We start from the raw sequence: 25,944 nt of genomic DNA, 5'->3' as shown, positions 1-25,944 counted from the left end.
AGGGGACCGCGAACGTTGTCCGCAGATTGGAGCGGCAACCTGCAATAGCCGAGCGGTCTGAAATGGCCACGCCGACACCGCAAGGTGGCGTCGGTGGTCTACCACAGGTGCCATGGTGAATCTGAGACAGGACGTCTCAATGATGAAGTCGATGCTTGAACCCCCTGCAAGAACCCAGCACCCGTCATCGACGGGATTGCAGCCCGAGCCTGGTCGCCTCAAGGATAGCGACTGGGTATACCCTCAAAGGGTACGCCATTCCTCAGTCCCGAAGGAGGACATGGTCTGCGCTGCCAGGGGCAAAGTCGGCCACCTAAAGCACCAAGGGTCACCATCTTCAACACGGGAACCTCGATCCGAGCGCCGGGACGCGAAACCCGGCAAGCTGCCAAGTCCAGCGATGTCTCGGACGAGGGGCGGAGTCTCCGTAGTAGTCCGAGCGCGGGAAAGCCGCGCACATGGCGAAGGGAGACAGTAGATGGGTGCGACTACGAAGCCGCGGGAGAAAGCCATGTATGTGGCGCCTCAGTCCGATCGAGACTGGCTCTTGAACGTGCAGAAGCAGTTGTACCGGCGAAGCATGGATCAACCGGACTACGTCTTTCGCAAGCTCTGGGGCTTCGTCACCGATCCCCAAAACCTGCGGATCGCGCTCTGTCGTGTCGCCCGCAATCGCGGAAGGCGCACGAGCGGCGTAGACGGTATCACGGTTCGGGACATCCTCGCGGAGGGTATCGAGTCATTCGTCGCTACGTTGCGTGCGGATCTTCGGTCTGGCGCATACCGGCCGAATCCGGTGCGGCGAGTGCTCATCCCGAAGCCTGGTCATCCGGGGAAATTTCGCCCCCTGGGAATCCCGACCGTGAAAGATAGGGTGGTGCAGGCGGCATTGAAGAACATCATGGAGCCGATCTTCGAGGCGGATTTCTATCCGATCTCGTACGGCTTTCGCCCTGGGAGATCCGTTCACGGCGCGCTGGAGCAACTCACAAGCTTCATGTGCCCGCAGAGGGAGGATCCTACGGGGAAGCCTCGGCTCCCTTATCAATGGGCCGTTGAAGGCGACATCAAGGGGTGCTTTGACAACATCGGTCATCATGGCCTGATGGAGCGATTGCGCCTTCGCGTCGGTGATGCGAAGGTGAATCGGCTCGTCCTCGCATTCCTGAATGCCGGCATCATGGCGCAGGAGCAATTCCTGCGAACGGATGGCGGCACTCCTCAAGGCGGGATCTTATCGCCGTTGCTCGCGAACATCGCGCTGAGCGTGCTCGACGAGCGGTACACGCGTCACACGTGGCCACGTCGAAAGCCGACGCTGTTGACCGAGCCGGCGAGGATCCTGAATCGCGCGAGAAAGCTGCGGGACATGGACAAGTCAAGCGGCAAAACCGTCGCGGTGCCTGTTCGATATGCGGATGACTTCATTGTGCTCATCAGCGTGCCTCCGGGTCCGGATCAATCGGACCGAGCCAGGGAGGCGGCGCTGGCCGAAAAGCAAGCCATCGCGGCGCTATTGAAGGAAAACCTCGGGCTGGAGCTCTCGGAAGAAAAGACGCTCGTCACTCCGGTGACGCAGAGCCTTGACTTCCTGGGACACCGCCTGGGCGTGCGTCGATATCGACGGCACGGGCGAGCGCATTGCGCTCTCGTCATTCCCAAGAGTCGAACGCGAAGGCTGCGCGAGCGCGTCAAGGATCTCTTCCGGCGGAACACCATCGGATCGAGCCTTGACGAACGTCTGCGCCTGCTAAACCCCATGCTGCGAGGATGGGCGAACTTCTATCGGCACGCGAACGATGCATACCGTGTCTTCCACGGTGTCGATCGGTACGTGTGGTGGACCATCTTCCGATGGATCCAGAAGAAGCACGACCGTCCCGCGATGAGAGCTCTCCTGCATCGATATGCCGTGCGGCGGCGCGGCGGCTCGTCCATTGAATGGCGCGACGGTGCGACGGCGCCATTCAGGTTGAGCACGGTGCGGACGGGAAGCTTTCGATTTGCATGGCAGAAACCACCACGCTTCGCAGATCCATCTATGGAGAGCCCGGTGCATAACGAAAGGTGCACGCCGGGTTCGGCGGGGGGCGCCCGGAAACCAGCTCGGCGTTGAGTCGAGTATGGCGCCGGGCGCCCACCCACCTGGATGTTCCGCTGCGCCGCCCTGCAACGGCCGGATGAAGCTGAAATCCGGTACGAGTTGCATGTCGTCACCGACGCGATCGAACCGTCCCTCGTCGAGCTGAAGGCCATCATCGGGCCCGGCGACGACGGCGAGGCGGTCATCACGATCCTCTTGCCCGAAGAGGATTGAGCGACAAACCAAGAACAGGAATGCGGCGTGCGGTTCTTCCGTGCGCCGCATTCGCTTTTTCAGGGAGACACATGTCGTCCAAGCAGTCGCCCACGAAAAACGCGGAGAACGAAGAGCAGGACCGCGTGGAGGAGTGCATGGCCTCGTTCGCGCTCGCCAGCGACGGGCACGTCTACATTCACGAGGACGAGTTGCCCGCCGACAAACGGCGCGGGCGGAAGGAGTGGCGGGGCGTGCGCCTGACGCGTGCCGAGGCGGAGTTCTTCGCCGAGGAGGTCGAGCTCATCATGCCGAACGTGGCCGTCGCACTGCGGAGCGCCATCGAGAGGGGCAAGCTCGGCGGGCAGGAGCCGCCCGAGGGCGCCGAGCCGGTGAGCCCGGGGACGGGGCCGGAGTCGGGCGTCTTCTGATCGGACTGGGCCCGGGGGCATCACGCCTCCGGGCCCTCTTCCTTCCGCTTCAATCACCCAAAAAGGAGACAACTATGGGGACCAATCCCCTGCCGGAGAAACCTCTCCGCAGCGAGGTTTTGTCCATCGCGCTCACGGGTCTCGTCGCCACGCTGGTCAGCATTGTGGTCACGATCGAGGCAGGATCGAGCACCGTCGAGCTGATCGGCCTCGCGGAGGCCAGCGTCCGCGATACCAAGGTCCGCGTGCTGTCCGCGCTTGCGAGGCTTGGCAAGTGGCTCGACGGCTACAAGGTCAAGGTCGAGTTCTCGCCGGTCGACACGCGCAACGACGGAATGCTCGACCTCGCCGTGGCGACGGCGCTGCTCATGGCCCTCGAGCAGAAGCCGCTCCCGCGCATGGTCATCATCGGCGAGCTCGCGCAGACCGGCGCCGTACGCCCGGTCCGGGGTGCGCTGCCCGCGTTGCTGGGCGTGAAAGACATGTCGCGCGCCATCGTGCCCTGGTCCAATGGCCCCGAGGCGGCGAGCGTGCAGCACATGGAGGTGCAGGTTGCGGCGCACCTGCAGGACGTGGTCGACTCGCTGCGGGGCGCGGGGCAGCTCCAGTTCGCGCGTGACTTCTTGAAGGCGCCTCCGCTCGCGGAAGTCGATCTCGCAGATCTCCAAGGGCTCGTGTCCGGCCGTCGTGCCCTGGAGATCTCGGCCGCCGGCCTCCATCCGCTGCTCTTCATCGGCTCGCCTGGGTCAGGGAGGACGGTGCTCTGCTGGCGTCTGCCCACGGTGATGCCCCCGCTCACCCGCGAGGAGGCGCTCGAGGTGACGTCGATTCATTCGGTGGCGGGCCTGCTCCACACCTCCCAGGGGCTCCTCACGCAGAGGCCCTTGCAGGCGCCGCATTACACGGTGAGCGAGGTGGGCCTCGTCGGCGGCGGCCTGCCGATACGGCCTGGGCAGGTGTCGCTCGCGCACCTCGGCGTCTTGTTCTTGGACGAGCTGCTGGAGTTCAAGAAGCGGACGCTCGCGGTGCTCGATGGCGTGCTCAAGAACGGGCAAGCGGTCGTCTGCCAGCGCCAGACCCGCGTGGTCTTCCCGGCCCGACCGCTCACCGTCGCGTCGGTTCTTCCGTGCCCGTGCGGCTTCCACGGCGCGAAGGGCAGGACGTGCAAGTGCCCGCCGGAGCGCATTCGGGCGTACCATGAGCGGCTGCGCGGTGCCGTGTTCGACCGCATGGACATGAAGGCAATCCTGTCCGGGGACGAGCTAAAGGGCAGCCGCAGCGAGTGCTCCGCGGACATGCGCGCCCGCGTCATCAAGGCGAGGGAGGTGCAGAAGAACCGCTTCGAGAAGCTCGTGGTCACCGAGCCGGCGAACGGCCGGCTCAGCCTCGCGGACCTCGATCGCGTCGCGAAGCCGGACGACAAGGGGCAGCGCATGATGGGGCAGGCCGTGGAACGGCTCGGGCTCTCGGCCGAGCTCCACGCGAAGGTGCTGCGCGTCTCCCGCACGATCGCGGACCTCGACGGCAGCGATGTGGTCCGGGCTCGCCACATCGCCGAGGCCCTCAACGCCGCCCCGCTCGTCACATGATGCCCATCGTCGAGTGCCTGCGGGACGGACGACATCTCGCTATCACGGATGCGCACGGCAACTGCGTCCTGTGCGGCCGGGAGAAACCCACCAGCGGCGAGCGCTTCATTGCAGAGTTCGAGACCGACGCCGTGGGGAAGTACGGCATCAAGCTCCTGGGCCGTCTGCCAGGCGTCGAGCTTGGGCACCGCCTCATCGAGCACGAGGACACGCGGGAGGTCTACCTGGCCTCCACCATTTGCGTGACTTTGGGCGATGAGCAGGAGCGCCGCGATGTTCTTATCGACGACGCGCCCATCTTCTTCGACCCGACCTGGGACGAGGACACGCTGGTTTTCTGGGTTGCGGAAGATCTGGACCTCACGAGAAGCGAAGCGCGGGCGCGCCTGGTGAGGTGCGGTCTCGTGCAGAGCACCCCCGGTCCCGCGCACGAGCCTGGGACCTGCCAATGCCCTGGCTGCCGCCCGGACATGTACGTCAAGGGCAGCGCGCGGCAGAACCGGCTCGTGGCCATTGAGACCGGAGCGTGGCCGGACCAGTCGTGCCCGGGTTGTAATGCCCCGCCGAACACGCCTTGCACCGAGTCGTGTCCCCTCCGCCGATACGCCGAGGAGCTCAAGAAGAAGACGGTGCGTCCAGGCGACACGGGCGAGGCCGATACGCTGGCGCCGCCCACCAGCGAGCAGAACGACGTAAGGCCCACGGAGCCCCCGCAGGTCCGCTGGCACGTCGCCTACCGCTGCGCCGACAGGCAGGTCATCCTCGACCAGAACAAGCTCTTCGTTGCGGAGGCCGTCGAGGGGGCTGCGGAGCTAATCGCGGCGGCTCCCGAGCTTCTCGACCTCTTGAACGACCTCCTGGACGATCTCCGTCGCGATCATCGCATTCTCGAGGCACTCGCGCTCCTCGAGCGGCTGACCGCGCATGCGAGCCGCGAGCAAAAGCAGGAATAACAACCACGGCGCTGCCTCCGGGCATCGCGCGAATAAGCACCCGAGCCCAGATGTGCCGCGAATGCCGGCTCCTGGGAGCTTCGATACGCGCACCCTCTCGGGGAGGGTGCGCTCTTCTTTTGTGGACCAACGACCATGCAGCAGAACAACGGCGCCCTGCGGGGCGCCCTGCAGGCCATCGAGAAACAGTACGGCAAGGGGGCCATCATGAGCCTCGGGGACGACAATCCGGAGCGCGGTGTACGCGTCTTGCCCACGGGCTCGCTCGCGCTCGATGCCGCGCTCGGGATCGGGGGATATCCCCGCGGCAGAATCGTGGAGATCTACGGGCCCGAGTCCTCGGGCAAGACCACGCTCACCCTGCACGCGCTCTACGAGGCGCAGAAGGCGAAGGGCATCGCGGCGTTCATCGACGCCGAGCATGCGTTCGATCCGAACTATGCGCGCAATATCGGCGTCGACGTCAACCGCTTGCTCGTCTCGCAGCCGGACAACGGCGAGCAGGCCCTCGAGATCGTCGAGACGCTCACGCGTTCCGGCGCGGTCGACATCATCGTGATCGACTCCGTCGCGGCTTTGACGCCGAAGGCCGAGATCGAGGGCGACATGGGCGACGCGCACATGGGCCTCCAGGCGCGGCTCATGAGCCAGGCCCTGCGCAAGCTCACTGCCATCGCGTACCGGACCGAGACGCTGCTCATCTTCATCAATCAGCTCCGGCACAAAATCGGGGTCGTCTTTGGCAGTCCCGAGACGACCACGGGCGGCAATGCGCTCAAGTTCTACGCGAGCGTGCGGCTCGATGTCCGACGCATCGGGGCGCTCAAGGTCGGCGAGGAGGTGCTGGGCTCGAAGACCCGCGTGAAGGTGGTGAAGAACAAGTGCGCGCCGCCCTTCCGAGAGGCGGAGTTCGACATCCGCTGGGGAACGGGGATCGACGCAGCCGGGGACCTGCTCGACTTCGCCGTCGCCCACGGCATCGTCGAGAAGACCGGCGCGTACTTGTCTTTCCGGGGGGAGACACTCGGTCAGGGCCGGGAGAAGGCGCGCGAGGCGATCAAGGGGCCGCTGGGCGCGGCGATCCGGAACGCGGTCGAGCACTCCCTCGCGCAGCGGTCGGCCGCGGAGTAGTTGAGGGGCCTGTGCGGACGCCTGTGCGTCATCACGCGGGCAAGAAGAAGTAGAGATCAGCGCGCCGTCAGAGTCGCCGAGGCAACTCGCAGGACTTCTGACGTGCGCACAGCCCTCTCGGAGGGTTCATGTTCACGGTGAAGCAGCCGGGGGCCAAGCGGGTCGCTCTCGTGGGCTGTTCGGCTCTGAAGAGCAAGAAGCCGGCTCCGGCCAAGGACTTCTACATCTCGCCGCTGTTTCGTGCGGCTTATCAGTACGCCGAGAAGACGTGCGACGTCGTTGTCATCGTCTCCGCCTTCTACGGCGCGGTCGCACCGAAGACCGTGCTGCACCCGTATGACCGGAGCCTCCGCAAGTTCCGGAAGAACGATCGGGAGGACTGGGGAGCGCGAACGATCGGCGAGCTTTTGCCGGCGTTCAATCCGCCCCCACAGCTCGTGATTCTCGCCGGAAAGGTTTATGCCGACGCGCTCGTACACGGGGCGCATTGGCACAACCTTCCTCGGCCGGAAGAACCACTGCGGAGGACTCGTGGATGTGGCGCGCGGGTCGCGTGGATGAAGGCGAATACGCCAGTTGTGAAATCGAGTTCCTGTCAGTGGAGTAATCAATGACGAAGAAGAAACTCGACCAGAAGAAGAGCGGCACCCAGACCGGTCCGACGAAGGAGAGGAACCACGAGACCGAGGCGAAGAACAACGCGTCCGAGTGGGCCCTTCCGGCGATCCGGGGTGTCCAGGCCGGCGGTGAGTACTACTCGGTCATGGTGCACCTCCGGGACGTGGCGAAGCTCTTTGCCCCCGTGGATGGCAAGCTGCCGCCGGAGCTCCGGGCGCAGCGGGTGCTGAGCAAGGTCCGTGTCCCGAAGATCGCGGACTACATCACGAACAACCCGACGAACTACACGTTGCCGGCCCTCGTCGGTGCGATCGACGGCCTGCCCCGCTTCGAGCCGGCGCACGAGAATAGCCACATGGGCACGCTCTACATCCCGCGGGACATGACGATCGCGGTCCTCGACGGGCAGCATCGGCGGGCGGCCGTCGCGATGGCGCTGTCGCAGGAGTACGTGCGGAAGCGGCGGGGCTCGCTCGGGGACGAGAGCCTCTGCGTGACGTTGTTCGTCGACGCGGGGCTCGAGAAGGCGCAGCAGCGGTTCGCAGACTTGAACCGCTTTGCGGTGCGGCCGAACAACTCCCTGGGCCTGCTGTACGACCACCGCGACGAGCTGGCGAAGCTCACGCGCGCCGTCGTTCGCGACGTCTTCCTTTTCCACCAGCTCACCGACGGGGAGAAGACCTCGGTCTCGGGAGGCTCGAACAAGCTCTTCGCGCTGGCCAGCATCCATGCGGCGACGAAGGCGCTGCTCGCGGGGTTTAGTGGAAGCTTCGAGACCGCGAGGCAGATCGCTGTCGAGTTCTGGACCGAGGCCACGCGAGTGATGCCGGACTGGCACGAGGTCGGCCTCGGCAAGATCCGCGCGTCTGCGCTGCGAGATCGGTGCGTCCATGCACACGCGGTCGTGCTCGAGGCGCTCGGCCGCGTCGGCAACGCCGTGCTGCGGGAGCGGCGCGAGGAATGGAAGAGCGTGCTGACGGGGCTCGGCAGGATCGACTGGTCGCGGAACAACCCGCGATGGGAGGGGCGCGCCGTGGTGAACGGCAGGGTCTTGAAGAACGCGGCGAGCGTGATCCTGACGGCGAACCTGATCAAGCATCACCTCGAGCTCGAGCTCTCCATCGAGGAGCGGCGGCATGAGCCTGTGCACGCTAATCACGCCGATGAGGACAAGCCGGAGGACGAAGACGCGGCAGCTGTCTAAAGCAATCCAACCACGCAGTGGTTGGTGGGGGCGGCATCGCCCTCTTTTTAGCCACGCACCTCCTATCAGGGCGCCACGTCGAGCATGCGCGGCTAGCTTCACCAGGGAGCAAACGGTTTGGACCAGGTCCCTCGCCTTATTTTCCGCCCGTCGTCTTCTTCCGCAGTCAGTAGCTCCGCCGCGCGGGTGTAATCGGCTAGGGCACCCTCAACGTCGCCGATCGCCTCCCGCACCATGCCGCGCTCTTTGTAGTACCTGGCGTCCAATGGCGAGAGAAGGATCAGTATATCGTAATCGGCTATCGCCTCTTCGGGCTTCGCGACGAGGGAGAAGTACATTACGCTGCAGGATCGGATCTCGTCGTCGTAGTGCGCGAGCTCGACAGCGCGTTGAAGATCGGCCCTTGCCAGAGGAGTGTCTCCCTCAAGGTGGGCCCTGTATAGGGCGCGCCAAGCAGGGTGCTTCGCCTGGTGGGGCGCGAGCTCGATAGCTCTCGATACATCCACTAAGGCGCGATCGAAGCGGCCGGCTCTCGCGTGCATTCGCCCTCGCTCGAACAATGCCTCATCCCACTGCGGGCTCTCCTCGACCGCACGGTCGAGGTCAGCTATTGCCTTCTCGAGGTCGCCCAACCGGGCCCAGAGGTGCGCGCTTTCGATTCGTAGCCAGCCGTCCGGCTCGACCAAGAAGAGAACGTCGAGATCGGCGCGCAGCGCTTCAGGCTTGTCGAGCGTTTCGTTTATCCGAATCTGGAGGCGCAGGTCCTCGAGCAGCTTCGGATCATGGTAAAACGCCTGGCGATAATAGGCGGCGGCGCGCTCCTCGTCGCCGAGCGCGAGGTGCGCGGCGCCCAGGCTGCGCAACGCCCTATCATCTCTCCACCCGTAGAGCTCGAGTCGTTGGCGGAAATCGTGGATTGCCTCTGCGTACGCTCCCATCGCAAGATGCGCATTGCCCCGGCCCATGAAGAACGCCGTCTCGCTTGGATTCAACGCGATCGCGCGCGTGAAGTCGGCGATCGCTCCGGGGAGGTCTCCGCGCTTCTCGTGGCAGAATGCACGGAGTTGGAAGGCCGAAGCATTGGTAACGCCGAGCTGGATGCTTCTGTCGAGATCCGCGAGCGCTTCCGCGATTGAGCCCTTTGACCACCAGCGGCGCCCGCGCTCGTAGAATAGGTCGGCGCGCCACGGATCGCGATGGATGGCGCGCCCGAGGGCTCGGATGGATCCATCCTCATCGCCAAGGGACCCGAGGACGAATGCCATCGTTTGGTAAGGCTCCGCGTCCTTTGGTAGGAGCTGGGCAGCGCGCTCCAGATCGGCGAGCGCACGTTCGTTATCATTGAGCTTGAAGTAGGCGAACGTGCCTCGCTTCAGGTAGATAGATCCGTCCTTCGGCGCGCGTTCGGCCGCGCTGTTGTAGTCTGCGTGGGCACCGGCGAGGTCACCGTCGTCTGCGCGGTACTGTGCCCGTGTCATGAGGGCCTTGCAGGAGCCCTGCTCGATCAGCTCGGCCCACTCGGCAAGGGCAGCCTCCCGATCGCCTCGTAGGTGGCTCCGGACCGCGCGCCAGTCGCGAGCATCCTCCAGGAGGGGTCGGAGGTCGTCGCGCCCCTCCTCGATCCTGACACTGATGTCCGCTATATGCGCGTCGAGATCCCAGGCGTTGAGCTTGTCGAGGAGGCTATGGTTCGACTTCGTCTCGTCGCCCTCCTCGGTCTCCAGGGACATTTTCGCCACGCTCGCGAGCTTCGTCCCCCCGCGCTTCGCGGCGACGCGAGGATACTTGCCCGCTATGGGGATCACGTTCCCTCCGGCGTTGCCGGTCCCCTGTGGGTTCAAAGGCTCTTCGTCGTCTTTGTCGCTCATACGACTGAATCACGCGGGCGCTCCAGGCCTCCGGGTAGAATATCACAGGGCATGCCGGCGATCCTGCCAGGGTCATCAAGGTAATCCGTCCGCGCGGCGCGCCGACTCCACAGCCAGCGACCCCGGCACCTGCCGCCAAGTGAGCAGGTGGTGGCAGCGCGACCGGTCTCGTGTGCGAGATGAAGTCCCGGAAAGGGAGGTCGGACACGCCGTGACTGGCGAGTGAACGGTGATGATCTCGACTCACATGCTGCAACATGCTCGACGAAGCTCATCACCCTCGACGACGCCATCCTCCGCGCCGTCTCTTCTTCGGTGCCTCGGCCCGACGAGCCACCTCGGGGACGTGACTCCACGTCTTGCCCTCGTCGATGTTGCGGATCGACTTCGCATCGACGCCGAAGCTGAACCCGATGATCCGCGGAGACACGCCTTGATCGAGCAGGGCGCAGATCTCCTTCACCTGCTGCTCGGTGAGCCGAGCGCGCGGGTTGTTGATCCCCGGCCGCCCTCGCGATGAAGAAGCCGCGGGAAGCGCCTTGCGCTCGATCTCCTCGAGCAGCACCGCGTCCGCGTTGAACGGGTTGGGCTTCGAGCCCTCGTAGAGGTGGCTGGGGTTGACGCACGTCTTCTTGCCGCAGGTGTGCAGGACCATCCCAGACGGAGGACGTCCGTGCTCCAACTCGAACATGTGGCGGTGGGCCATAACGACGCGGCGGCCGACGCGGAAGACGCCGTACCCGCGGTTGTTCACCGCGCCGAGCCAGTACCAGCACTCGTCGCCGCCGCCCTGACGAACAAGGGCGCTGAACTTCGCGAAGGACGAGAGCCTTTGCGCCTCCGGGTCACTCGATGTCGCTCGCTGAGAAGTACGGCTCGGCTTCTTCGTCTCGTCCACGTTCTACTCGGTGCAGTTGAACAAGGCCGCTGGCGTCGCTCTGCCCTCGGTCACGTTGTTGTTCAAGTTCAACGACTACATGTCCGACTCGAACCCGATGTTCTTCTTCGCGTGAAAGTTCAACCGCCAGCCTCCCGGTTGAAACGGGACTTGTCGTTGTTCTTGGTGTCGATGTTCTCGCTGAGCTTTGAACCAGCGACGCTTGCAGCGCCGGGTGGGCTGGAGACGGTCGTCGTTCACGACGGCCTCGTTGAAGTTCAACGGCTGCCAGGAACAACATCTGGTCCTTGAACTACAACCGCTTCAACCCATGCCTGGAGGTCCAGGGAGGAGAGCCGGCCCCAGTCCTCAGGGTCGTGATCGGCTGAGTCGGAGAGGCCGGGGATGCACGCTCAACTTTTGTGGTTAGGAGTCTGTGTTGAGTAGATAAAACATATGTCCGATCATGGATTTAGCTAGAATCGGTCCGATCAGATATAGGTACTCAACACCGAGTCCCAACTGCAAAAAAGATCGTCACCACCCCCTCCCTGACGCTGCGCAAGCACCCGCAGACACACCCCCAGGGGCCACCGCCGGGAGTACATCTCCGCAGCTCGGAGGTCTTGTTCATGCGCTTCACCATGATCTCGATGTTCAGCGCGTGAGTCGCCGCCGGCACCTTTCGGTGAAGACGGGCAAACAGCGGCCGTGATCGGCGAGTTCATCTAGAACGACGTCGGCAACTACAACGACTACTTGCTCGCCGAGCTGATCGACATCGAACTCCTCCCGCGATCGGCAGAACAACGTGGGCCGGTTCCACGGCCTCGCCTATGCTCCGCGCATGCTGCGCGTCGCAGTTCGTCTCGCACTCTCCCTCTGCGGCACCCTCTCGTTCATGGCGTGCGGCGGTACTCAGACCGCCATCGCCACGGTTGATCCAGGCGTCGCCTCGCAGGGGGACACTGGAGTTCGTTGTGGGCCTACCAGCATCCCGGTCGACGGCGGACCCGAACGGCCTCTGGTGGGATGAGACCGCAGCGACCCTCTACATCGCTGACGCGAAGAACAACCGCATCTTGAAGTGGACCGACGCGGCTGGGTTCTCGACCGTCGCGGAGTTGCCCCCGGCGCCGCCCGAGGGCGGGGGCCTCGGCCAGGTGGTGAAGCTCCCGGATGGCAAGCTCGTGGTGACGCGCTTCGGCCACGGCAAGGCGGGAGACGTTGTCTACGCGAACCCCGACGGCACGAGCGGCACGGTGCCGAACCTCGATCCTCTCCGCCGTCGCATCGGTCTCGCGGCCACGAGCGACGGGACGCTGTACGAAGCGTTCTTCTTCTCGAAGGACGGCGTGAAGAGCGGAGGCATCGCGCGGATCGATCTGGCCGGGACCGAGGCCGAGGTCGTCGGCGGCCTGAAGAAGCCCGTCGGGGTGCTCGCGCTCGGTGGCGAGCTCGTCGTCAGCGATCAGGTTGCGGGCACGATCCTGCGCGTGCCCATCGCTTCTCCAGACAAGCCAGTTGTTGTCGCCAAGGTGCCCGAGCCAGATCTTCTGTGCGCGGGGCCGGAGGGCTCGTTCTTCACCGGAGGCAAGGCCGGCAGCGTGCGGCAGGTCCTGGGGAGCGGCGAGGTCAAGGAACTCTCGGACGGCTTCCAGGACGTTCGGGGCGTCGCCTACGACGGCAAGAACAAGCGCTTGTTCGTCGCCGATCACGACCGCAACGAGGCCGACGGCATCACGCACCTGGTGCGGATTCTGCCGGTCGATTGATGCGGCGCATGCAGCGGGTCGGCAGCCTGCATGGGTGAGGTGTTCTCGGCCCTGCCCGTCGGCATCGTCGTCTTCGCCTCCACGAACGTCGACGACCTCTTGTTGCTGTCGGCCTTCTTCTCGGACCCGAGCTTCAAGCCACGTCACGTCGTCGCTGGCCAGCTCCTCGGCATCGCGGTTCTCGTTGCGGCCAGCGCCGCGTGCGCACTCTTCGCGTTCGTCGTGCCCGAGGGCTGGATCGGGCTGCTCGGGGTCGTGCCGCTTGGGCTCGGTCTTCGCGGTCTGTGGGCTCTGCGTCAGGGCGAAGAAGAAGGCGACGCCCCGGAGGTTGAGCCAGGCGCCGGCATGCACAGCTCCAAGGTGCTCGCGGTCGCCGGTGTCACCGTGGCGAATGGCGGGGACAACCTGGGCGTCTACATCCCGCTGTTCTCGAGCGCCCCGAAGCTCGTGCCGCTCTACGCAGCCGTGTTCGTGGTGATGACCGGGGTCTGGTGCGCCATCGGCTACCACCTCGTCCACAACGAGCTCCTGGGACGCCGCATCCGACGTTGGGGCCGCCTGGCGCTGCCGTTCGTTCTGGTTGCGCTCGGCCTCCTGAGCCTGTCCCGCGCGATGGTGCTCGTCCGCGCATGAAGGTTCGGACAGGATGAGCCCATGAGCGACGCGCGACCGACAGAGCGCACGGCGATGGGAACCCTGGGCAACGTGCTCTGGGTCATGCTGGGGGGCGGGCTCGTGCTCTCCCTCGGCTACCTGATCGCAGGGGCCGTCCTGGCGCTCACCATCGTGGGCTTGCCCTTCGCGGTGGCGATCTGGCGTGTGGGGCTCTACGCGCTGCTGCCCTTCAATCGTCGCGTCGTGGACCGCCAGAACAGCCTCGGCTCGGGCTGCCTGGGCGCGTGCTTCAACTTGTCATGGCTGTTCTTGTTCGGGTGGGGGATCGCAGTCACGCACCTCGGCGCAGCGCTCTTGTGCGCGGTGACCATCATCGGCATCCCCTTCGCCGTGGCCCACGTGAAGCTGGCCATCCTGGCGTTATGGCCCTTCGGCAAGGAGATCGTCTGACGGGTCGAAGGAAGAGCTTCGGTGCTCAGCGTGCGGCGACGAGTTCCTCCACGCACCCTCGCGTAGCCACCTCGGTCGCGCGCTCGGCGAGCGAGACGCCTCCATCCACCTCGCCGCCTCTTCCTCGGCGCGTCCGCGCGATGAGCTACCTCGGGCAGATGGGGCTGAGCTTGATCTTGTTCACCGTATTCTCGATCGAGCGCGATGATCTCGCGGAGGCTGGACGGGGCCTTCTTGTCGATGTCCTGATCGCTCAGGGGCAGCGACACGCGAGCTGATCATGACCGGCAGTCCGCATGAAGCTCTACGGCTCGCGGCGCGGCTTATCAGGTCGTTGTGGAGGTAGCCGTTGGAGATCAACGACTGCGCCGCGCTCGCCGTCGTTGACGTTGTTCACGTCGCTCTCGCTCAAGCTCAACATCTCGCAGCCCTTGGCTCCCGGTGAAGCTGGCCTCGTGGTTGAGGAGGTTCGCGATCGAGATCCGCGACTGGAAGACATGACCTCGGTGATCTGAGGATCACGACAGCTGTTGAACCATCAGCACCCGGGAGGAGGTCCGTACCCATGGGCCCTCTCGATCACGAGCGGCGGAGCTGAGAGACCTGGGGCCCGTGGTCCTTTTTTGTAGTTAGGACTCGTGTTGAGTAGGTATTTGGTAACTCGCAACACCGATCAGAGTCCTATCCCCAACCCTATAGAGGTACTCAACATGACTCCCAACTGTAGAAATGATCGGCATCGCCCTTACCCAGCGTCGTGAGCGCCAGCGATCAACGAGGACCTGACCGAGCTTCGTCGTCAACGACGCGCAGTTCTCGTTCATGAACTCCTCCGTCAAGCTCGAGCGCGACAGCTTGGGATGAGGTGCTGGGAGCCTGTAGACGGATCACCCGCTCGTGGCCTGAGCAGGGTCGTGAGCAGGAGGGATCGGAGCGCGATCATCAAGCTCAGCGAAATGATCGACGACACGCTGGTCAAGTTCATCCCGGCCTCGGGCAAGTACCGCTCGTCCGGCTAGCAGCGTGAAGCAGGAGCCACGGGCGATCGAGCATCGCATCCATGCTCCCGCCTTCCTCGACGCGCCCCGGACATCCTCGTCTTCACGATGCGTAGATGCGCGTCATCAAGGAGATGCCGCTCGACGATGTACTTCTCTCTCCACGGCGCTCGTGCTCGCGCAGCGTGATGTGGCTGTCTCGCTCATCAAGGCGGCGGAAGACGCGCCAGCGCGGAGCGAGTTCTTGAAGCGGCTCGCGGACAGCATGCTCTTCGCGACGATCGCGCATCGCGCAGCTCACGACCAGCCGCCAGGGCGGCGCCCGCGTTATGGGCGCGAGCGGAAGGAGACGGCTACGTGCTCGACGGCCTGGCGCCTTGGTCGATGGGGCCAGCGCACGCACGTCCGTGAAGAGGGACGTCGAGAGGCTGGCGAAAGACGCGACCGTCGCGTCCTTCGCCAAAGACACCTGCGCGAGGACCGGCCTCTCGCCCAGGATCCTCCAGAACAAGAAGGCCATCCGGGCACGCCGCTGGACGACCAGACGCCCGTGCTCTGTCAGCTCGTGTTGAGCTCGGAGGACCCGGCACGACTTCTGGGCACTTTGTCCAGAAGTTCAAGGGGGAGCTCGAAGCCGCGCGTGAGCGGGCGCTCGTCGCGCCGCGCAAGAGAGCGCGCATCAACCCTGGCGACTTCGGTTGCAAATAACCAAGGTCACGTCGCCCCTGACATCGCCCCGAGTAGTTCCACCACCAGACGCCCGAGCGCTTCGCGAGCGCGAGGACGCTCAACGGTGACTGGTCGCGCCGGCCTCGATCCCCTCCGATGTTGTTCGCGTGCGCCCAGGGTGCTTCGCGCGCTACTCCAAGGTCAGCCTCAGCGTCTCTCGCCGCCGCCCCACGCCTACTTCTGCGCCGCCATCGCCCTCAGGACGGCGAGCGCCACGGGGCGGAGCTGCTTCGGCATCGTGGCGGCGACAGTGACGACCTCCTCGAGCCATGGGTCTGCCCGAGGCTCTCCAAGCAGATCGGCAACGGGCACATCGAGCGCCTTCGCGAGGGCGACGAGCGTGTCGAGGGTCGGCAGCTTCAAGCCTCGCTCCAGCACCCCGACGTAGTTCGCGCTGATGTCGACCTTCTCCGCCAGCTCAGCCTGGCTCAAGCCGAGGGCTTCGCGCCGCGCACGGAGACGCGCACCGAGCCTGGCGCTGAAGCTCTTCCCTGCCATGCCCAGGGAGGAGACCGCCGGGCGGGCTGCCGAGCGACAAACTGGTAGACCTACTACTAGGTCTATTAGACACTACATCGCATGCGCACACGGGGGTTCGTCTGGGTCTTGGGGTTGGTCATGACGCTCGGGGCCGCTCCCGCTTGCGGCCGGAGCTCGAGCGCGGATGGGTCATCCTCCCCGGCCACGTCGACGGCATCTTCCTCCGCGCCGGTCTCCTCAGAACCATCGTCGCCATCTGCGAGCACAAGCGCGACCGCGGCACCAGAAGCTCCGCCGACGCCGGCACAGCTCGCCTCAGCGCACCGCGGGCGGATGGTGAACGCTGCGCGGGAAGGGCGTTACGCCGAAGTCTGCCAAGGAACGCCTGCGGTGCCGTCGATCATCTGCAACTGGGTCGCCGCCAAGGCAGAGGGGAAACCTGCGGCCCGCCCCGACGGCGAGGTCTTCCGTGCCTTCTACGCTCGCGAGCACATCAAGAAGGTGTCCGGCCGCATCATCGAGTCGGCGGGCGGCAACGACAGGTACGAGGTCACCGCGAGCGGGTATCGCCGGCACTGCATCCTCGAGACGGTCGACACGCGGTTCGAGACCACCGGCGCCTTCACCATGTGGGTGCAGGAGCAGCCTCAACCCGAGGAGATCGAGCTCAAATCAGGCCGGACCGAGGAGTGGGTTGTGCTCGCGGAGTCGGTTCTGGGCAAGACCCTGATCGACCTCGCGAAGTCGCACGGCGCGGGGGTCGAGGGTCAGGCGATGGCGAAGGACGCCATGGGTCTCATCGCGGACTTCGTGCCTTACACAGAGCTGAAGGGTGACCCGCCGGTGCTTCCGGATGCCGGGGCGCCTGCCCCCGATGCAGGCGGCGCGAGCGCAACGCCGACAGATGTATCGCCGCAAGGCACTGCATCGCCCCAGCCTCCCCTCGGCGCCGGACAAACCGCACCTGCACGCGCCCAAACAGCGCCCAAGGAGGCGCAGGAACCGGCCGCGCCCCCGCCGTCACCCCCTACCGCGCAGCCACCGCAACCCGCAACCGCCCCGGCACCCGTGTCGCAGGGACCGTGCGGCTGTAAGTCGGGGGATCTCATGTGCACGCTCAAGTGCAGCAAGGGGAAGGAAAAGTAGTCCGCTGAGCCTTCAAGACCCCATCATTCTAGCCCGGGCGCGCGGCAAGAGTGGCGCTGGTCTGCCCCAAGGGATCGGCAAGGGAACCGGCGTGCGGCGTACGAGGTGCAACGTCGTCCCGTCGTGATCGACAGCAGAAGCCGTCACGCCCAGACCGCTGGGGCCATCCTTATCGCCCCACGGGCGCAGCCCAAGCAGGCCGGCGCGATGCGCAGCTCGGAGCCGAGCCTTGAACGCCTCCAAGCTGAGGCCCGTCGCCTCACCGCGGGCGTCGAACTCCTCGAACAGCTCCCCGATGAGCACGTCTTCGGCAGCTTCGTTGGTCACCGCCTGCACGCGAGCAGCGAAGCCGTCGAGCGACAACGTGATCAAGCGGGGCCGTCCTTCTCGGCGTTGTTCATCCTCGTGAACCTTACGCGCGTAGTCCTCGGCCGCGGCATACGCCTTGGGATCGAGCGCATCGAGGGTGTCCTCGAGCACGAGCTGCACGTTCCTGCGCGGCCACCGGAGCACCACGTGGAACGTGGCCTGCCTGCGGCGAACCGCAGATGCTGCGACGATCAACGGGTTCACCTTCTCGGCTGGCGGGCACTTCGCGAGCGTGAGCAGCCCTCGAGCATGAGCGCGGAGCAGCCGCGCCTTGAACGCCGCCGTCGTCGGGCAGGAGGAGACCTCGCCGCGTTCGCGCATCAAGCGGAAGAGCGGCGCGATGAACACGCGGCCGCAGTACACGCCTTCCGTCGCTCTCCGCGCTGCCGACTGCACGCGCTCGGCGAAGGCCGGAAGAGATGCGTTCACGAGATGTGGTGCTCGGCCTAGCTCGTCCTCGAGCATGGAGCGGACGAAGAGCAGGACCGCCGCCGCTCCCTCGGACGACAGCAGGTCGAACGCGTCCGGCCCGGTTCGTGGCCGTGTCCGCGAAGGCGGCGGCGGCTCGGAAGACCATGTGGGCGGTCGTGCGGCGGACATCGCGATGGTGATCTCATGTTCCGCGTCAAACCGCAACCGGACGAGCCGTGCGTGACCTTGGGCTTGTTTCTGGCCGGGGCACGCGAGGTCAGAGGATGAGCAGCTCGCGCTCCGTGCCGTCGGCGCCACGCAAGATAATCCGCTCTCCGCGCTCTTTCACCGCGGAGAAGAGCGCGTCGTACAAGGCCACGGCTCTCCTCACCACCTCGGTGATCGTGTCGGCCTCGCTCATCACCCGGAGCTGCTCAAGCCTGGTACGTAGGCGCTCGGGTAGTTCGATGTTGAGCCGGACCTTGGGCTCTTCGCTTGCTCGTCGCGGCACTCCATCACCTGCCTGCCAGCGCCTCAATGAGCAACCGCATCTCCTCGTTGGGCACGCTCACGTGGTAGACCGGCAGCTCGCCCGGGCCGCGCGAGCGCATCTCCGCGGTCAAGTAGCCCATGAACACCAAGCGCCAGATCGTCTCGTCGAACATGGGCGGCTCGATGGTCATCCAGAGCGGATACGGCAGTTCCACCAGATCCCCTGCGAGCAACGTCTGCACGGCCTCCCGTAGGTCGCGCCGATGGAGAAGCGCGCGAAGGCATCCTCGCGAGCACGCGGGCAAGAACACCTTCGGCTCTCGCTCGTTTTGCGCGAAGAAGCGCAGCACCGAGCTCGGCTTGTACTTGATCGTCCCCCCGAGTTTGTACGCGCCGTACCAGTCTCTCACGAGCGCGAGATCGTCGCGTCGCCCTACCCGATCGAGCAGTTCTTCCACCTCGGCCTCTGCGAAGCCGAACGCGTCGGCGAAGTTCGACTCGAGCAGGGACGACACGACCAGGTTGCTCCCCGACCAGAGGCTCCCCAGCGGCAGGCGGACGGTCCCCATGACGACGGCCTTGTAGAGGTGCGGGTTGTCCTTGAGCGCTGCCATCAAGAACCTCTCGTGCCAGTCGCGCACGTCGCGCGCGTACCCGTGTTGCTGTCCAGCGAGCACGGGCGTGTCGTAGTCCTCGATCAAGATCACCACCCGCTCGCCGTGGTGCTCGTACAAGTACTGCGACAAGTAGAAGAGCGCGCGGACGTAGATGTGCTCGCCGGCCGTCCCGTCGATGATCTCCCGGTAGCGCTGTACCTTCAGCTCGCTGGGTCGACCATCTTCGAACACGACATGGTGCTCGCGGAAGAGCGCGCGGATCCTCGTGCAGATCGCCTCCCGGAAGGACGAGCAGTCGCTGTACTCGAACCCCTCGAACGACAAGTCGATGACCGGGTAGCGCTGGAAGGGACGCCGAGACTTCTCGTTAGGCGGCCACGGCCGTCCCGTGGGTTCCTTGAGGAGGCCGGCTTCCAGCACATCGAACGTGCGCTCCCTGTGCCGGCCTCCCGCTACGGTGCCGATACTAGACCGACCCCGTAGTCTGACGCGTCGGTACCGAGGACAAACGCGTTGGTGCGCGCTGTTGCCACCAGATTGGACATCACCGCTTTCGCACCCAGGTGCCGCGGCGTCTCGGCCAACGCATGCCACCATAGCGCGGCGGCGCCCGCGACATGTGGCGTGGCCATACTCGTCCCGGTGAGCGACAGCAATCCACCTCCCGCCCTCGCAGATACGATATTGACCCCGGGGCCGCAGAGGGTCGGGAACGCGTTGGAGAACGGCGCGACCGTGAGCATGTCGCCGGCCCGATCGAGCGCGCCTACCGAGAGCACGCCGTCGGCCGCCGCCGGCAGCGACACCGCAACGCGAAAGTCTTTGCGGACATCCCTGCGACTTTCGTTGCCGGCCGCTGCGACCACGACGACGCCGTTGCCGAAGGCTCTCCGAGCGCGGAGCAGCGCCATCAGCGCATCGAAGAGTCGCAGGTTGGACCGGTACGCTTCCAGTGCCGTCGATGTCGCGAGTTCGGTTGGCCAATGGTCCTGCTCGAGCCTCTTGACCAGCCCCGGAAAGTCGAACCCGAGCGACATCGAGATCACCCGCGCTCCCTGCTCGGCGGCCCAGGTGATCGCCTGGATAAGCACATCAGACGTGCCTCCGCCTTTCGCATCGAGCACCTTGGCGATGTACGCCTCTGTGACCCCACGCGCCACGCCAATGCGTAGCCCGCCGCAGTCGCGCCCGAACACCGTGCCGGCACAGTGCGTGCCATGACCGTTCGTGTCCCCGTCTCCCTCGCCCGTGAAGTCCTTCTGCACGAGCTTCGTCACGCCCGCGAAAGTTGGGTGGTTCGCATCGATGCCGGTGTCGAGGATCGCGACGGCTACGCCTGCCCCGTCGAAACGCGACCCAGCCGCACCAATGCACTCCACGCCCCAGGCAGATGAGGCCGTAGCCGTTGTCGCATCGACTGGCGCCACGAGCCTTGTGGGCATCACGGGCGCGACGGCAGCGACGCCTGAGTCGCGATCGATGTCTCGCAATTCGGCGGGCGTCAGGTCCGACGTCTCGACCGAGATCGGACAATCGAGGTCCGAGATCGGGGTTAACCGCGCGGGACTACGGTCCTCGTGACCGCGCGGCACCTTCGGACCTCGGAGAATCGTGAAGCGTGTGCGCATGTGGCTCCTTGAGATCGGGGCGTGGATTATCGCACGTCGAGGCAGCCGCGTACGGGTTGGAACTGCGCGAACTGCGTCGACTGTCGGATCGTAACGCCCGTACCGAACTCGCCGTGGGCGTCGCTGCCCGTGCGCGTCAACACCAGCACGTCGCGGACCCCCTCGACCTCCCCGACGCACCGTCGGTTCGGCATTCCGCTGACTACGTACCCGCGGTCGTGAGCTTGGATCACCACACTCGTCGGGCAGTTGTCCGTCCCCGGCTCACCGAGCGGAAGGCCGAGGTAGCGGTGCAGCCCATAGAGGCCGTACAGAGTGGCAAACGAGCCTGTGAGGTCAAGGCCCAGGCCGCGGTCATGTTCCCGTACGCGCTCGGCTATTAATTCGACGCGGGCGGTGGTCGGATAAAACGAGAGCGGCAGATCGGGGTGGGGGCGTTGTGCGAGTTCGAGATATTGGCCCGCTGTACTGATCGACTGCAGCCGACCCGTGTGCCAGAACCATCGAACCGTCCGGTCCGCGTCGTCTTTGCGGACTATGAGGGCGGAACCGTTCAGCTCGCCCCTGCCCGCATTACCGGAAATCACAACGCCTGCTCGACGAACACCAGGATGCAGGACTGCGCCGCCTTGCATCTCTTGAAACCACGCGCAGTAGTAGTCCCGGTATCGTATACTCCCGAGGTCGGTTGCTGTCTCGGTGACGCCGTTGTGCGCGACACTACTGAGTTGCAGGGCATATACTTGATGGGCGATCCACGTTCTCAGGCCGCCCTGCTGGGCCCCGTACATCCCGATAGCGGTAACGGCAAGCACGGACATTGCGGCGGCGCCCCTCCGCCTACGCCTAGCCTTCACGCTCCGGCGCACAAGAGTGTTCTCTGGATCGTTCCACGCACGCATGCCCGACTTGCCGACAAGAACCACTTCCAGTTCGGCGCCAGAAAGGGGTCCAACCTTGGAAGGTGCCCCAGACGTATGAAACTCAAGGATCCGTCGCGCCCGCTGACCGGGTAGCTGCGAGCTCGCGAACATATCGCGGACGATGGGAGCGAGCGTGTCGTGGCAGAGCCGCACGGGGTGTTCTTTGCTGCGCTCCTGCGGAACGGCAGTGATGATAAAGCAGCCCTTGAGATGCTCAACCAGCTCGGTCAGCCGGGGGGTCGATGACTCGTAGTCCACCCGCAGGTCGCTCAGCGAGCGTGCGCAGGACGTGAGGAAAGCAGTAGTCAAAGAATAAAGCAAGTCGAGGACAAGCCCGGACCGAACCTCGTCTGGGAACTCGGCCTTCAGCGTAACCAGTTGCCGCGCGAAAAAGTCACCGACGTCGAGGCCAGCCTTCCTAACCGCGCGGTATGTGTCGTCGCCAAATCCTGCGGCCTCGCCCCCGCAGAACGCCTCCCACATTCCTTTTAACGCAATCTGAAGGACCGGTCCAACGGGCGACGCAGGGTCGTCGAGCAGGTCCCGCGCCATCCTCGAGGCCAGGCCTGGCTCTACCGACACCTTGTATTTCGCGCGTAGACGCTCGGTCGATGCAATACCCTCAATCGATTCCACGATCTGGCCGAAGTCAAGCGCACGCACTGGTACTCGCGTGACGTCAACAGAGAGCTTGTCGCATTGCATCTCGACCTCGGCGAGCCACTCTTTGCGGAACGAAAGGATTGCGACGCCAGCGGGAGCGGGCGCCGATCTGTCGGCGCGCTTGCTCTGCGATAGCGCATCGAGAACCCGCGCCAGTTCGTTCACTGCGGCGTGTGCGCGCCGCGTGCAGTACTCCTCAGCCTGGTCGATGATAAGGATGACGTCGCGCTCCTCTCTAGCCTCCCGCGCCGCCCAGGCTTGGCGCAGGCTTGCGTTACCTGAGGGCGCGCCGTCGTCCAGTATGCGGATCAACTCCGTGAGTGTCGGCGCCCGGGCGTAGACTGGCATGGCACGGGCCCTGAGCCGTGGTAGTACGCCCGCACCGAGGAGCGACGACTTGCCGGCACCGGATTGACCGTGGAGCAGGATCACGTGCGCGGCTCTCGACTCCAAGGCCGCAAAAACCGCTTGGATTTCGCGGCAACGCCCGAAGAAGACCTCCGCGTCCTTTTCGGTATACGCCTCCAGATAGCGGTAGGGGCAGCTCGGGAGGTCGCCGCGCTCGTAGCCCGGAAGCCCACGACATGGGTCAATCGGGGGCAAGCTCGACGCCTTCTGAGCGACGCGCTCAATCGCGCAGGCGAAGAGCGTTCCGCCGGCGGTGCGTCCCGCTTGGTCCGTCAGCGCCTCGCGCATGAGCGCCACGACCGCGCCGTCAACGATGCATGGCGCCCCGGAGAGTCCATGCATGTCCAGGCCGTCACCCGCAGCGGCCTGTGCGGAGTAGAGCGCAATCGCGTAGGCATCGGTGGCCGTCGACGTCGCCCCGCCAATTGGCACGGCTGGGTGTTCTACCGTGCCGCGGACCGGGAGACGGAGCCCGCCCGAATCCGCAAACGCGCCCCACGCGGTCCAGATGTCGCCGCGTGAGAGTGTTCGGCCGAGCCGAACCGGCTCGAGGTCCAGTCCGATCGCGCACCGTAGCAAGGCCCAGTCTTGCTCCGCGTCGAATTGTTCCACGGTCGCCTGGACCGCCACTTCTTCAAACACGAGCCAGATGATGCCCTCAAACGGGTTCTTGCGACGGTCAAGTAGGACATGCCACGCCGTTAGCGCGATGTCGCAAGCCACGAGGAAGCCGCTCCCGCGGGCGAGTTCTTTGCCGCCGTGCCGCACCAACAATTGCGCGACGGCCCGCTCCACGCGCCGCAGCGCGCCTTCGCGCTGATCCTGCTCGAACGTCGGCATGGCCATCGAAGCCTCTGAATCCGCATCCGATGAAACCTGAACGGCTGGGGGAGTCAAGACCGTCGCCCCAACCGCCCTCGGACAAGACGCGGTGCCCGCGGAAGAGCTCGAAGATCCTCAAGTTGATCACATCGCAGCATCCCGAGAAATCCCTGGACTGATGGCCTCCAACGACACGTAGATGACCGGGTAGCGTTGGAACTGCTGCTGGTACATCTCGCCCACCTGCCAGATCCGCAGGCCTCGAAGAGGTGCGACAGATCCTCCTCCCGCCTCTCGAAGAAGTAGCGGAGCATCGACAAGCTCAGCGTCTTCCCGAACCCCGGCGGGCGCAGGATGAGCTGCGCGGAGATGCCCGGGCTAGTCGATGAACTCGCCGATGAGCGCGGACCTGTCAACGTACACGAACGCGTCCTCGCGTGTGCACGGAAGTCATTGCTGTTCAAACGAAGCGGCACCCGTGTCCACCGGGTTCTCGTCACCGCGCAACTCGACGACCTGCTCAAGCCGAGTGATCTGAACCCGCAGCCGCTCTTTGGCCTGTTCGAGGCGTACGTGGGCGCCGCTCTTCGTGATGCCAAGCCACACGGCGAGCGCCGTCAGGGACTCGCCGTCGATCGCGTGACGCCGGAGCAGCTCAACGTCTCTGCAGGCGAGCTTGCGCAGCGCCGTCCGGACGAGGTTGCAGAGCGCGAGGTGCCCCTCGGGATCCTCGGGCTCGGCAACCGCGGCCTCGATCGCGTCGGGCCGGAACCCCTCGTACTTATGCCGGTACAGGCGGTGGAAGTTCGCGGCGAGCTTCCTCGCAGCGTCGAGGAGCCAGCGTCTGGCGCCGTCGTTGTTCTGCGGGATCCTCGCCTGTCTTCGCAAGGCGATGACGAAGACGTCCTGGAGCAAGTCCTCGAGCACGGGCCCCTCGATCCCCAGGCGGCGCAGCTTGGCGAGGACCGCGTCAGCGTGCGCCTTGTACAAGGCCTCCACCGAAGGCATCGTCCTACCCACGATGGGCGCCGCGTGCGCGACGGGGGCTCTCGCCGGGGAACCGGAAGAGCGTATTGAGCTTCATCCCGAGGCCCCGCGCGATCTTGTCCGCGGTGCCCACGTTGATCACGGTGCGGCCGTGCTCGACGCTCGAGAGGTGCCCCTTCGCCACGCCGCTCGCCGCGGCGAGCTGGTCGAGCGACATGTTCTTCTCGAGGCGTAGGTCCCTGATGCGGGTGCCGAGCTTGATCGCCAGGGGATCTGGAGTTGCGCGGCGAGGCATGTGGCCCCTTCATCTCGCTGGCGCAGGGCAAGCGCAGAAGTAGAGCAAGCCCCGCTTTGGGTCATGGATGCCCGCGGCACGCTCGACGAAGGGAGCGAGTAGCGGAGCAGCGACTAGCCGGACGCGTCCCTCGCGCTCGGCGTGAAGTAGAGCCGCCTCGAAGGCCGCGCGTGGAACTTGAACAAGGGCCCCGCGGAGGATCGGCAGCGGCACGCCCTGCGTATTCTTGTAGGCCGGATGAAGCCGGCCCATCGCCGCGAGAATCTCGCTCACGACGGCCGGATCTGGGCCTGCGTCACGCGCGGCGAGGGTGCGCTGCGCGTACAGCAGGACGTCGGCGAGCTCGGGGATGCGGAGCTGCCGGAGGACATCGTTCACCTCCTCGATCGGCGTGCGATGACGTCGTCGAGGCTCGACGCGTGGGGGCCCAGGCGGGGAAGGTCGGATCGTCGACGGCGGATTTGTCGAGATGGGCGCGGCCTGCGCGTTGGCGCCGCCTGGCGTACCTGTTGTGGCGCGCTCGCCGCTCAAGACGCTCTCCTCGCTTGTGCAACGGGAGCGACGCGCTCGAGCAGCCCTCGTGTCGGATGTTCGATCCCTGCAGCAAGTTGTCGTGTCCCGGAGAGCGGATTCGCAGGACGAAGTACAACTTGGCCTTGCTCTTCGAGATGTAGGAGCGCTTGGTCCACCGCGGATCGAGCGAGCCCGAGGAGCTTGCCCCGCAGAACGGCGAGGCCGACCGCCCCGTCTTCGTCGGAGCGCATGTACAGGAGCGCGTAGATGATCTGCGCCTCGACGCGCCCCTCCGGACCCGCGAGCCTAGCTGCGGCGATGTGCTCGATGAGCTTCGCCGTCGCCTCGAGCTCGTGCGGCTCGAAGCTCCAGAGCAACGTGTGCACCTCGTCGACAACGGCGCGCCGCCCTGGGGAGAGAGGCGAGACGAGCGTGGGGACGGGCTTGCGCGCCGCCTTGTGCGCGGACACGTGCACGTGCGATGTCGACGCAGAGGCTACGGGACGCGCGGGTGCAGGGGCCGGAGCTGTAGCAGCGAGAACCGCTGCTACAGGGCGGCGCCGCCAGAAGCACAAGACCTCGATGAGCACGCGCCACCATGAGGGCCTCACCGGGATCGACGTGGCGGGGACAGGAGGCGCGGGAGCAGCCGGACG

26 protein-coding genes are annotated in these 25,944 nt (G+C 65.5%); 12 read left to right on the top strand and 14 right to left on the bottom strand.

All coding sequences use genetic code 11. The features are described from left to right. The first annotated feature begins 553 nt into the window (after nucleotides 1–553). The 8 genes from ltrA (at nucleotide 554) to dndB (ending at nucleotide 8,222) form a co-directional block, all read left to right on the top strand. Entirely contained in the window at nucleotides 554–2,116 is a 1,563-nt protein-coding gene (gene ltrA / locus KEG38_RS23835) for a group II intron reverse transcriptase/maturase (protein WP_272422279.1), read from the top strand. 33 nt (nucleotides 2,117–2,149) lie between these two features. Continuing rightward, complete coding sequence (locus tag KEG38_RS55590) at nucleotides 2,150–2,317, top strand: DUF6573 family protein (RefSeq protein ID WP_308216886.1); 168 nt, start codon at nucleotides 2,150–2,152, stop codon at nucleotides 2,315–2,317. Nucleotides 2,318–2,388: 71 nt separating this feature from the next. Further along, nucleotides 2,389–2,727: a hypothetical protein gene (locus KEG38_RS23830; protein WP_272422134.1), complete on the top strand. Its 339-nt coding sequence runs from the start codon at nucleotides 2,389–2,391 to the stop codon at nucleotides 2,725–2,727. A gap of 74 nt (nucleotides 2,728–2,801) precedes the next feature. After that, nucleotides 2,802–4,316 (top strand): YifB family Mg chelatase-like AAA ATPase, encoded by a 1,515-nt coding sequence (locus KEG38_RS23825; protein WP_272422132.1) that lies wholly within the window; start codon nucleotides 2,802–2,804, stop codon nucleotides 4,314–4,316. Further along, nucleotides 4,313–5,269, top strand: coding sequence for a hypothetical protein (locus KEG38_RS23820; protein WP_272422129.1), 957 nt, complete (start codon nucleotides 4,313–4,315; stop codon nucleotides 5,267–5,269). Before KEG38_RS23825 ends, KEG38_RS23820 begins: the two co-directional genes overlap by 4 nt. 135 nt (nucleotides 5,270–5,404) lie before the next feature. Then, on the top strand, nucleotides 5,405–6,400 hold the full coding sequence (gene recA / locus KEG38_RS23815) for a recombinase RecA (RefSeq protein ID WP_272422127.1): 996 nt from the start codon (nucleotides 5,405–5,407) through the stop codon (nucleotides 6,398–6,400). A gap of 128 nt (nucleotides 6,401–6,528) precedes the next feature. Further along, complete coding sequence (locus KEG38_RS23810) at nucleotides 6,529–7,014, top strand: DUF6884 domain-containing protein (protein ID WP_272422126.1); 486 nt, start codon at nucleotides 6,529–6,531, stop codon at nucleotides 7,012–7,014. Beyond that, nucleotides 7,011–8,222, top strand: a complete 1,212-nt coding sequence (dndB, locus tag KEG38_RS23805) for a DNA sulfur modification protein DndB (RefSeq protein ID WP_272422124.1) — start codon at nucleotides 7,011–7,013, stop codon at nucleotides 8,220–8,222. The genes KEG38_RS23810 and dndB overlap by 4 nt, the downstream gene beginning before the upstream one ends. Nucleotides 8,223–8,320: 98 nt before the next feature. Here dndB and KEG38_RS23800 read toward each other — a convergent pair whose 3' ends face one another. Further along, on the bottom strand, nucleotides 8,321–10,090 hold the full coding sequence (locus KEG38_RS23800) for a tetratricopeptide repeat protein (RefSeq protein ID WP_272422123.1): 1,770 nt from the start codon (nucleotides 10,088–10,090) through the stop codon (nucleotides 8,321–8,323). 274 nt (nucleotides 10,091–10,364) lie between these two features. Beyond that, on the bottom strand, nucleotides 10,365–10,988 hold the full coding sequence (locus KEG38_RS23795; RefSeq protein ID WP_272422122.1) for an HNH endonuclease signature motif containing protein: 624 nt from the start codon (nucleotides 10,986–10,988) through the stop codon (nucleotides 10,365–10,367). A 959-nt stretch (nucleotides 10,989–11,947) separates the two neighbouring features. Here KEG38_RS23795 and KEG38_RS23790 point away from each other — a divergent pair. Genes KEG38_RS23790 through KEG38_RS23780 form a run of 3 tightly spaced genes read left to right on the top strand, consistent with a single transcriptional unit; the run spans nucleotide 11,948 to nucleotide 13,807 of the window. Continuing rightward, a complete protein-coding gene (locus tag KEG38_RS23790) occupies nucleotides 11,948–12,742 on the top strand; it encodes an SMP-30/gluconolactonase/LRE family protein (protein WP_272422120.1) in 795 nt (264 codons plus the stop codon). Between the two features lie 30 nt (nucleotides 12,743–12,772). Beyond that, on the top strand, nucleotides 12,773–13,375 hold the full coding sequence (locus tag KEG38_RS23785) for a cadmium resistance transporter (RefSeq protein WP_272422118.1): 603 nt from the start codon (nucleotides 12,773–12,775) through the stop codon (nucleotides 13,373–13,375). A 21-nt stretch (nucleotides 13,376–13,396) separates the two neighbouring features. Beyond that, entirely contained in the window at nucleotides 13,397–13,807 is a 411-nt protein-coding gene (locus KEG38_RS23780; protein ID WP_272422117.1) for a YccF domain-containing protein, read from the top strand. Nucleotides 13,808–14,908: 1,101 nt separating this feature from the next. On the opposite strand, the gene KEG38_RS23775 is transcribed toward KEG38_RS23780, so the two are convergent. Together KEG38_RS23775 and KEG38_RS23770 are read right to left on the bottom strand one after the other, a co-directional pair. After that, nucleotides 14,909–15,094, bottom strand: coding sequence for a hypothetical protein (locus tag KEG38_RS23775; RefSeq protein ID WP_272422115.1), 186 nt, complete (start codon nucleotides 15,092–15,094; stop codon nucleotides 14,909–14,911). Between the two features lie 614 nt (nucleotides 15,095–15,708). Then, nucleotides 15,709–16,032, bottom strand: coding sequence for a helix-turn-helix domain-containing protein (locus KEG38_RS23770; protein WP_272422113.1), 324 nt, complete (start codon nucleotides 16,030–16,032; stop codon nucleotides 15,709–15,711). A gap of 372 nt (nucleotides 16,033–16,404) precedes the next feature. Between KEG38_RS23770 and KEG38_RS23765 the strand changes: the two genes are divergently transcribed. Continuing rightward, nucleotides 16,405–17,160 carry a hypothetical protein gene (locus KEG38_RS23765; RefSeq protein WP_272422112.1) on the top strand — a complete coding sequence of 252 codons (756 nt, stop codon included), beginning with the start codon at nucleotides 16,405–16,407 and terminating at the stop codon, nucleotides 17,158–17,160. Between the two features lie 12 nt (nucleotides 17,161–17,172). Here KEG38_RS23765 and KEG38_RS23760 read toward each other — a convergent pair whose 3' ends face one another. The 10 genes from KEG38_RS23760 to KEG38_RS23720 form a co-directional block, all read right to left on the bottom strand. Beyond that, the gene (locus tag KEG38_RS23760) at nucleotides 17,173–17,958 is read right to left on the bottom strand and encodes a hypothetical protein (protein ID WP_272422110.1); all 786 of its coding nucleotides are present in this window, start codon (nucleotides 17,956–17,958) and stop codon (nucleotides 17,173–17,175) included. Nucleotides 17,959–18,217: 259 nt separating this feature from the next. After that, nucleotides 18,218–18,361: a hypothetical protein gene (locus KEG38_RS23755; RefSeq protein WP_272422108.1), complete on the bottom strand. Its 144-nt coding sequence runs from the start codon at nucleotides 18,359–18,361 to the stop codon at nucleotides 18,218–18,220. A 94-nt stretch (nucleotides 18,362–18,455) separates the two neighbouring features. Beyond that, nucleotides 18,456–19,469: an AAA family ATPase gene (locus KEG38_RS23750; protein ID WP_272422106.1), complete on the bottom strand. Its 1,014-nt coding sequence runs from the start codon at nucleotides 19,467–19,469 to the stop codon at nucleotides 18,456–18,458. 32 nt (nucleotides 19,470–19,501) lie between these two features. Next, entirely contained in the window at nucleotides 19,502–20,677 is a 1,176-nt protein-coding gene (locus tag KEG38_RS23745; protein WP_272422104.1) for a S8 family peptidase, read from the bottom strand. Between the two features lie 26 nt (nucleotides 20,678–20,703). Beyond that, on the bottom strand, nucleotides 20,704–23,511 hold the full coding sequence (locus KEG38_RS23740) for a serine protease (RefSeq protein WP_272422102.1): 2,808 nt from the start codon (nucleotides 23,509–23,511) through the stop codon (nucleotides 20,704–20,706). A 53-nt stretch (nucleotides 23,512–23,564) separates the two neighbouring features. Then, a complete protein-coding gene (locus tag KEG38_RS56420) occupies nucleotides 23,565–23,969 on the bottom strand; it encodes an AAA family ATPase (protein WP_504970459.1) in 405 nt (134 codons plus the stop codon). Then, complete coding sequence (locus tag KEG38_RS23735; RefSeq protein WP_272422100.1) at nucleotides 23,944–24,501, bottom strand: RNA polymerase sigma factor; 558 nt, start codon at nucleotides 24,499–24,501, stop codon at nucleotides 23,944–23,946. Before KEG38_RS23735 ends, KEG38_RS56420 begins: the two co-directional genes overlap by 26 nt. Nucleotides 24,502–24,505: 4 nt before the next feature. Then, the gene (locus tag KEG38_RS23730; RefSeq protein ID WP_272422098.1) at nucleotides 24,506–24,775 is read right to left on the bottom strand and encodes a helix-turn-helix domain-containing protein; all 270 of its coding nucleotides are present in this window, start codon (nucleotides 24,773–24,775) and stop codon (nucleotides 24,506–24,508) included. A gap of 9 nt (nucleotides 24,776–24,784) precedes the next feature. Then, complete coding sequence (locus KEG38_RS23725; protein WP_272422097.1) at nucleotides 24,785–25,153, bottom strand: hypothetical protein; 369 nt, start codon at nucleotides 25,151–25,153, stop codon at nucleotides 24,785–24,787. A gap of 149 nt (nucleotides 25,154–25,302) precedes the next feature. After that, nucleotides 25,303–25,758, bottom strand: a complete 456-nt coding sequence (locus tag KEG38_RS23720) for a hypothetical protein (RefSeq protein WP_272422095.1) — start codon at nucleotides 25,756–25,758, stop codon at nucleotides 25,303–25,305. Nucleotides 25,759–25,944: the final 186 nt, after the last annotated feature.

Origin of the sequence: Polyangium jinanense, from assembly GCF_028435265.1 — a bacterium.
In the GTDB taxonomy this organism is placed as follows: domain Bacteria; phylum Myxococcota_A; class Polyangia; order Polyangiales; family Polyangiaceae; genus Polyangium; species Polyangium jinanense.
The sequence above is the reverse complement of the archived record's forward strand: the minus strand, read 5'-3'. Positions and strand labels throughout refer to the sequence as shown.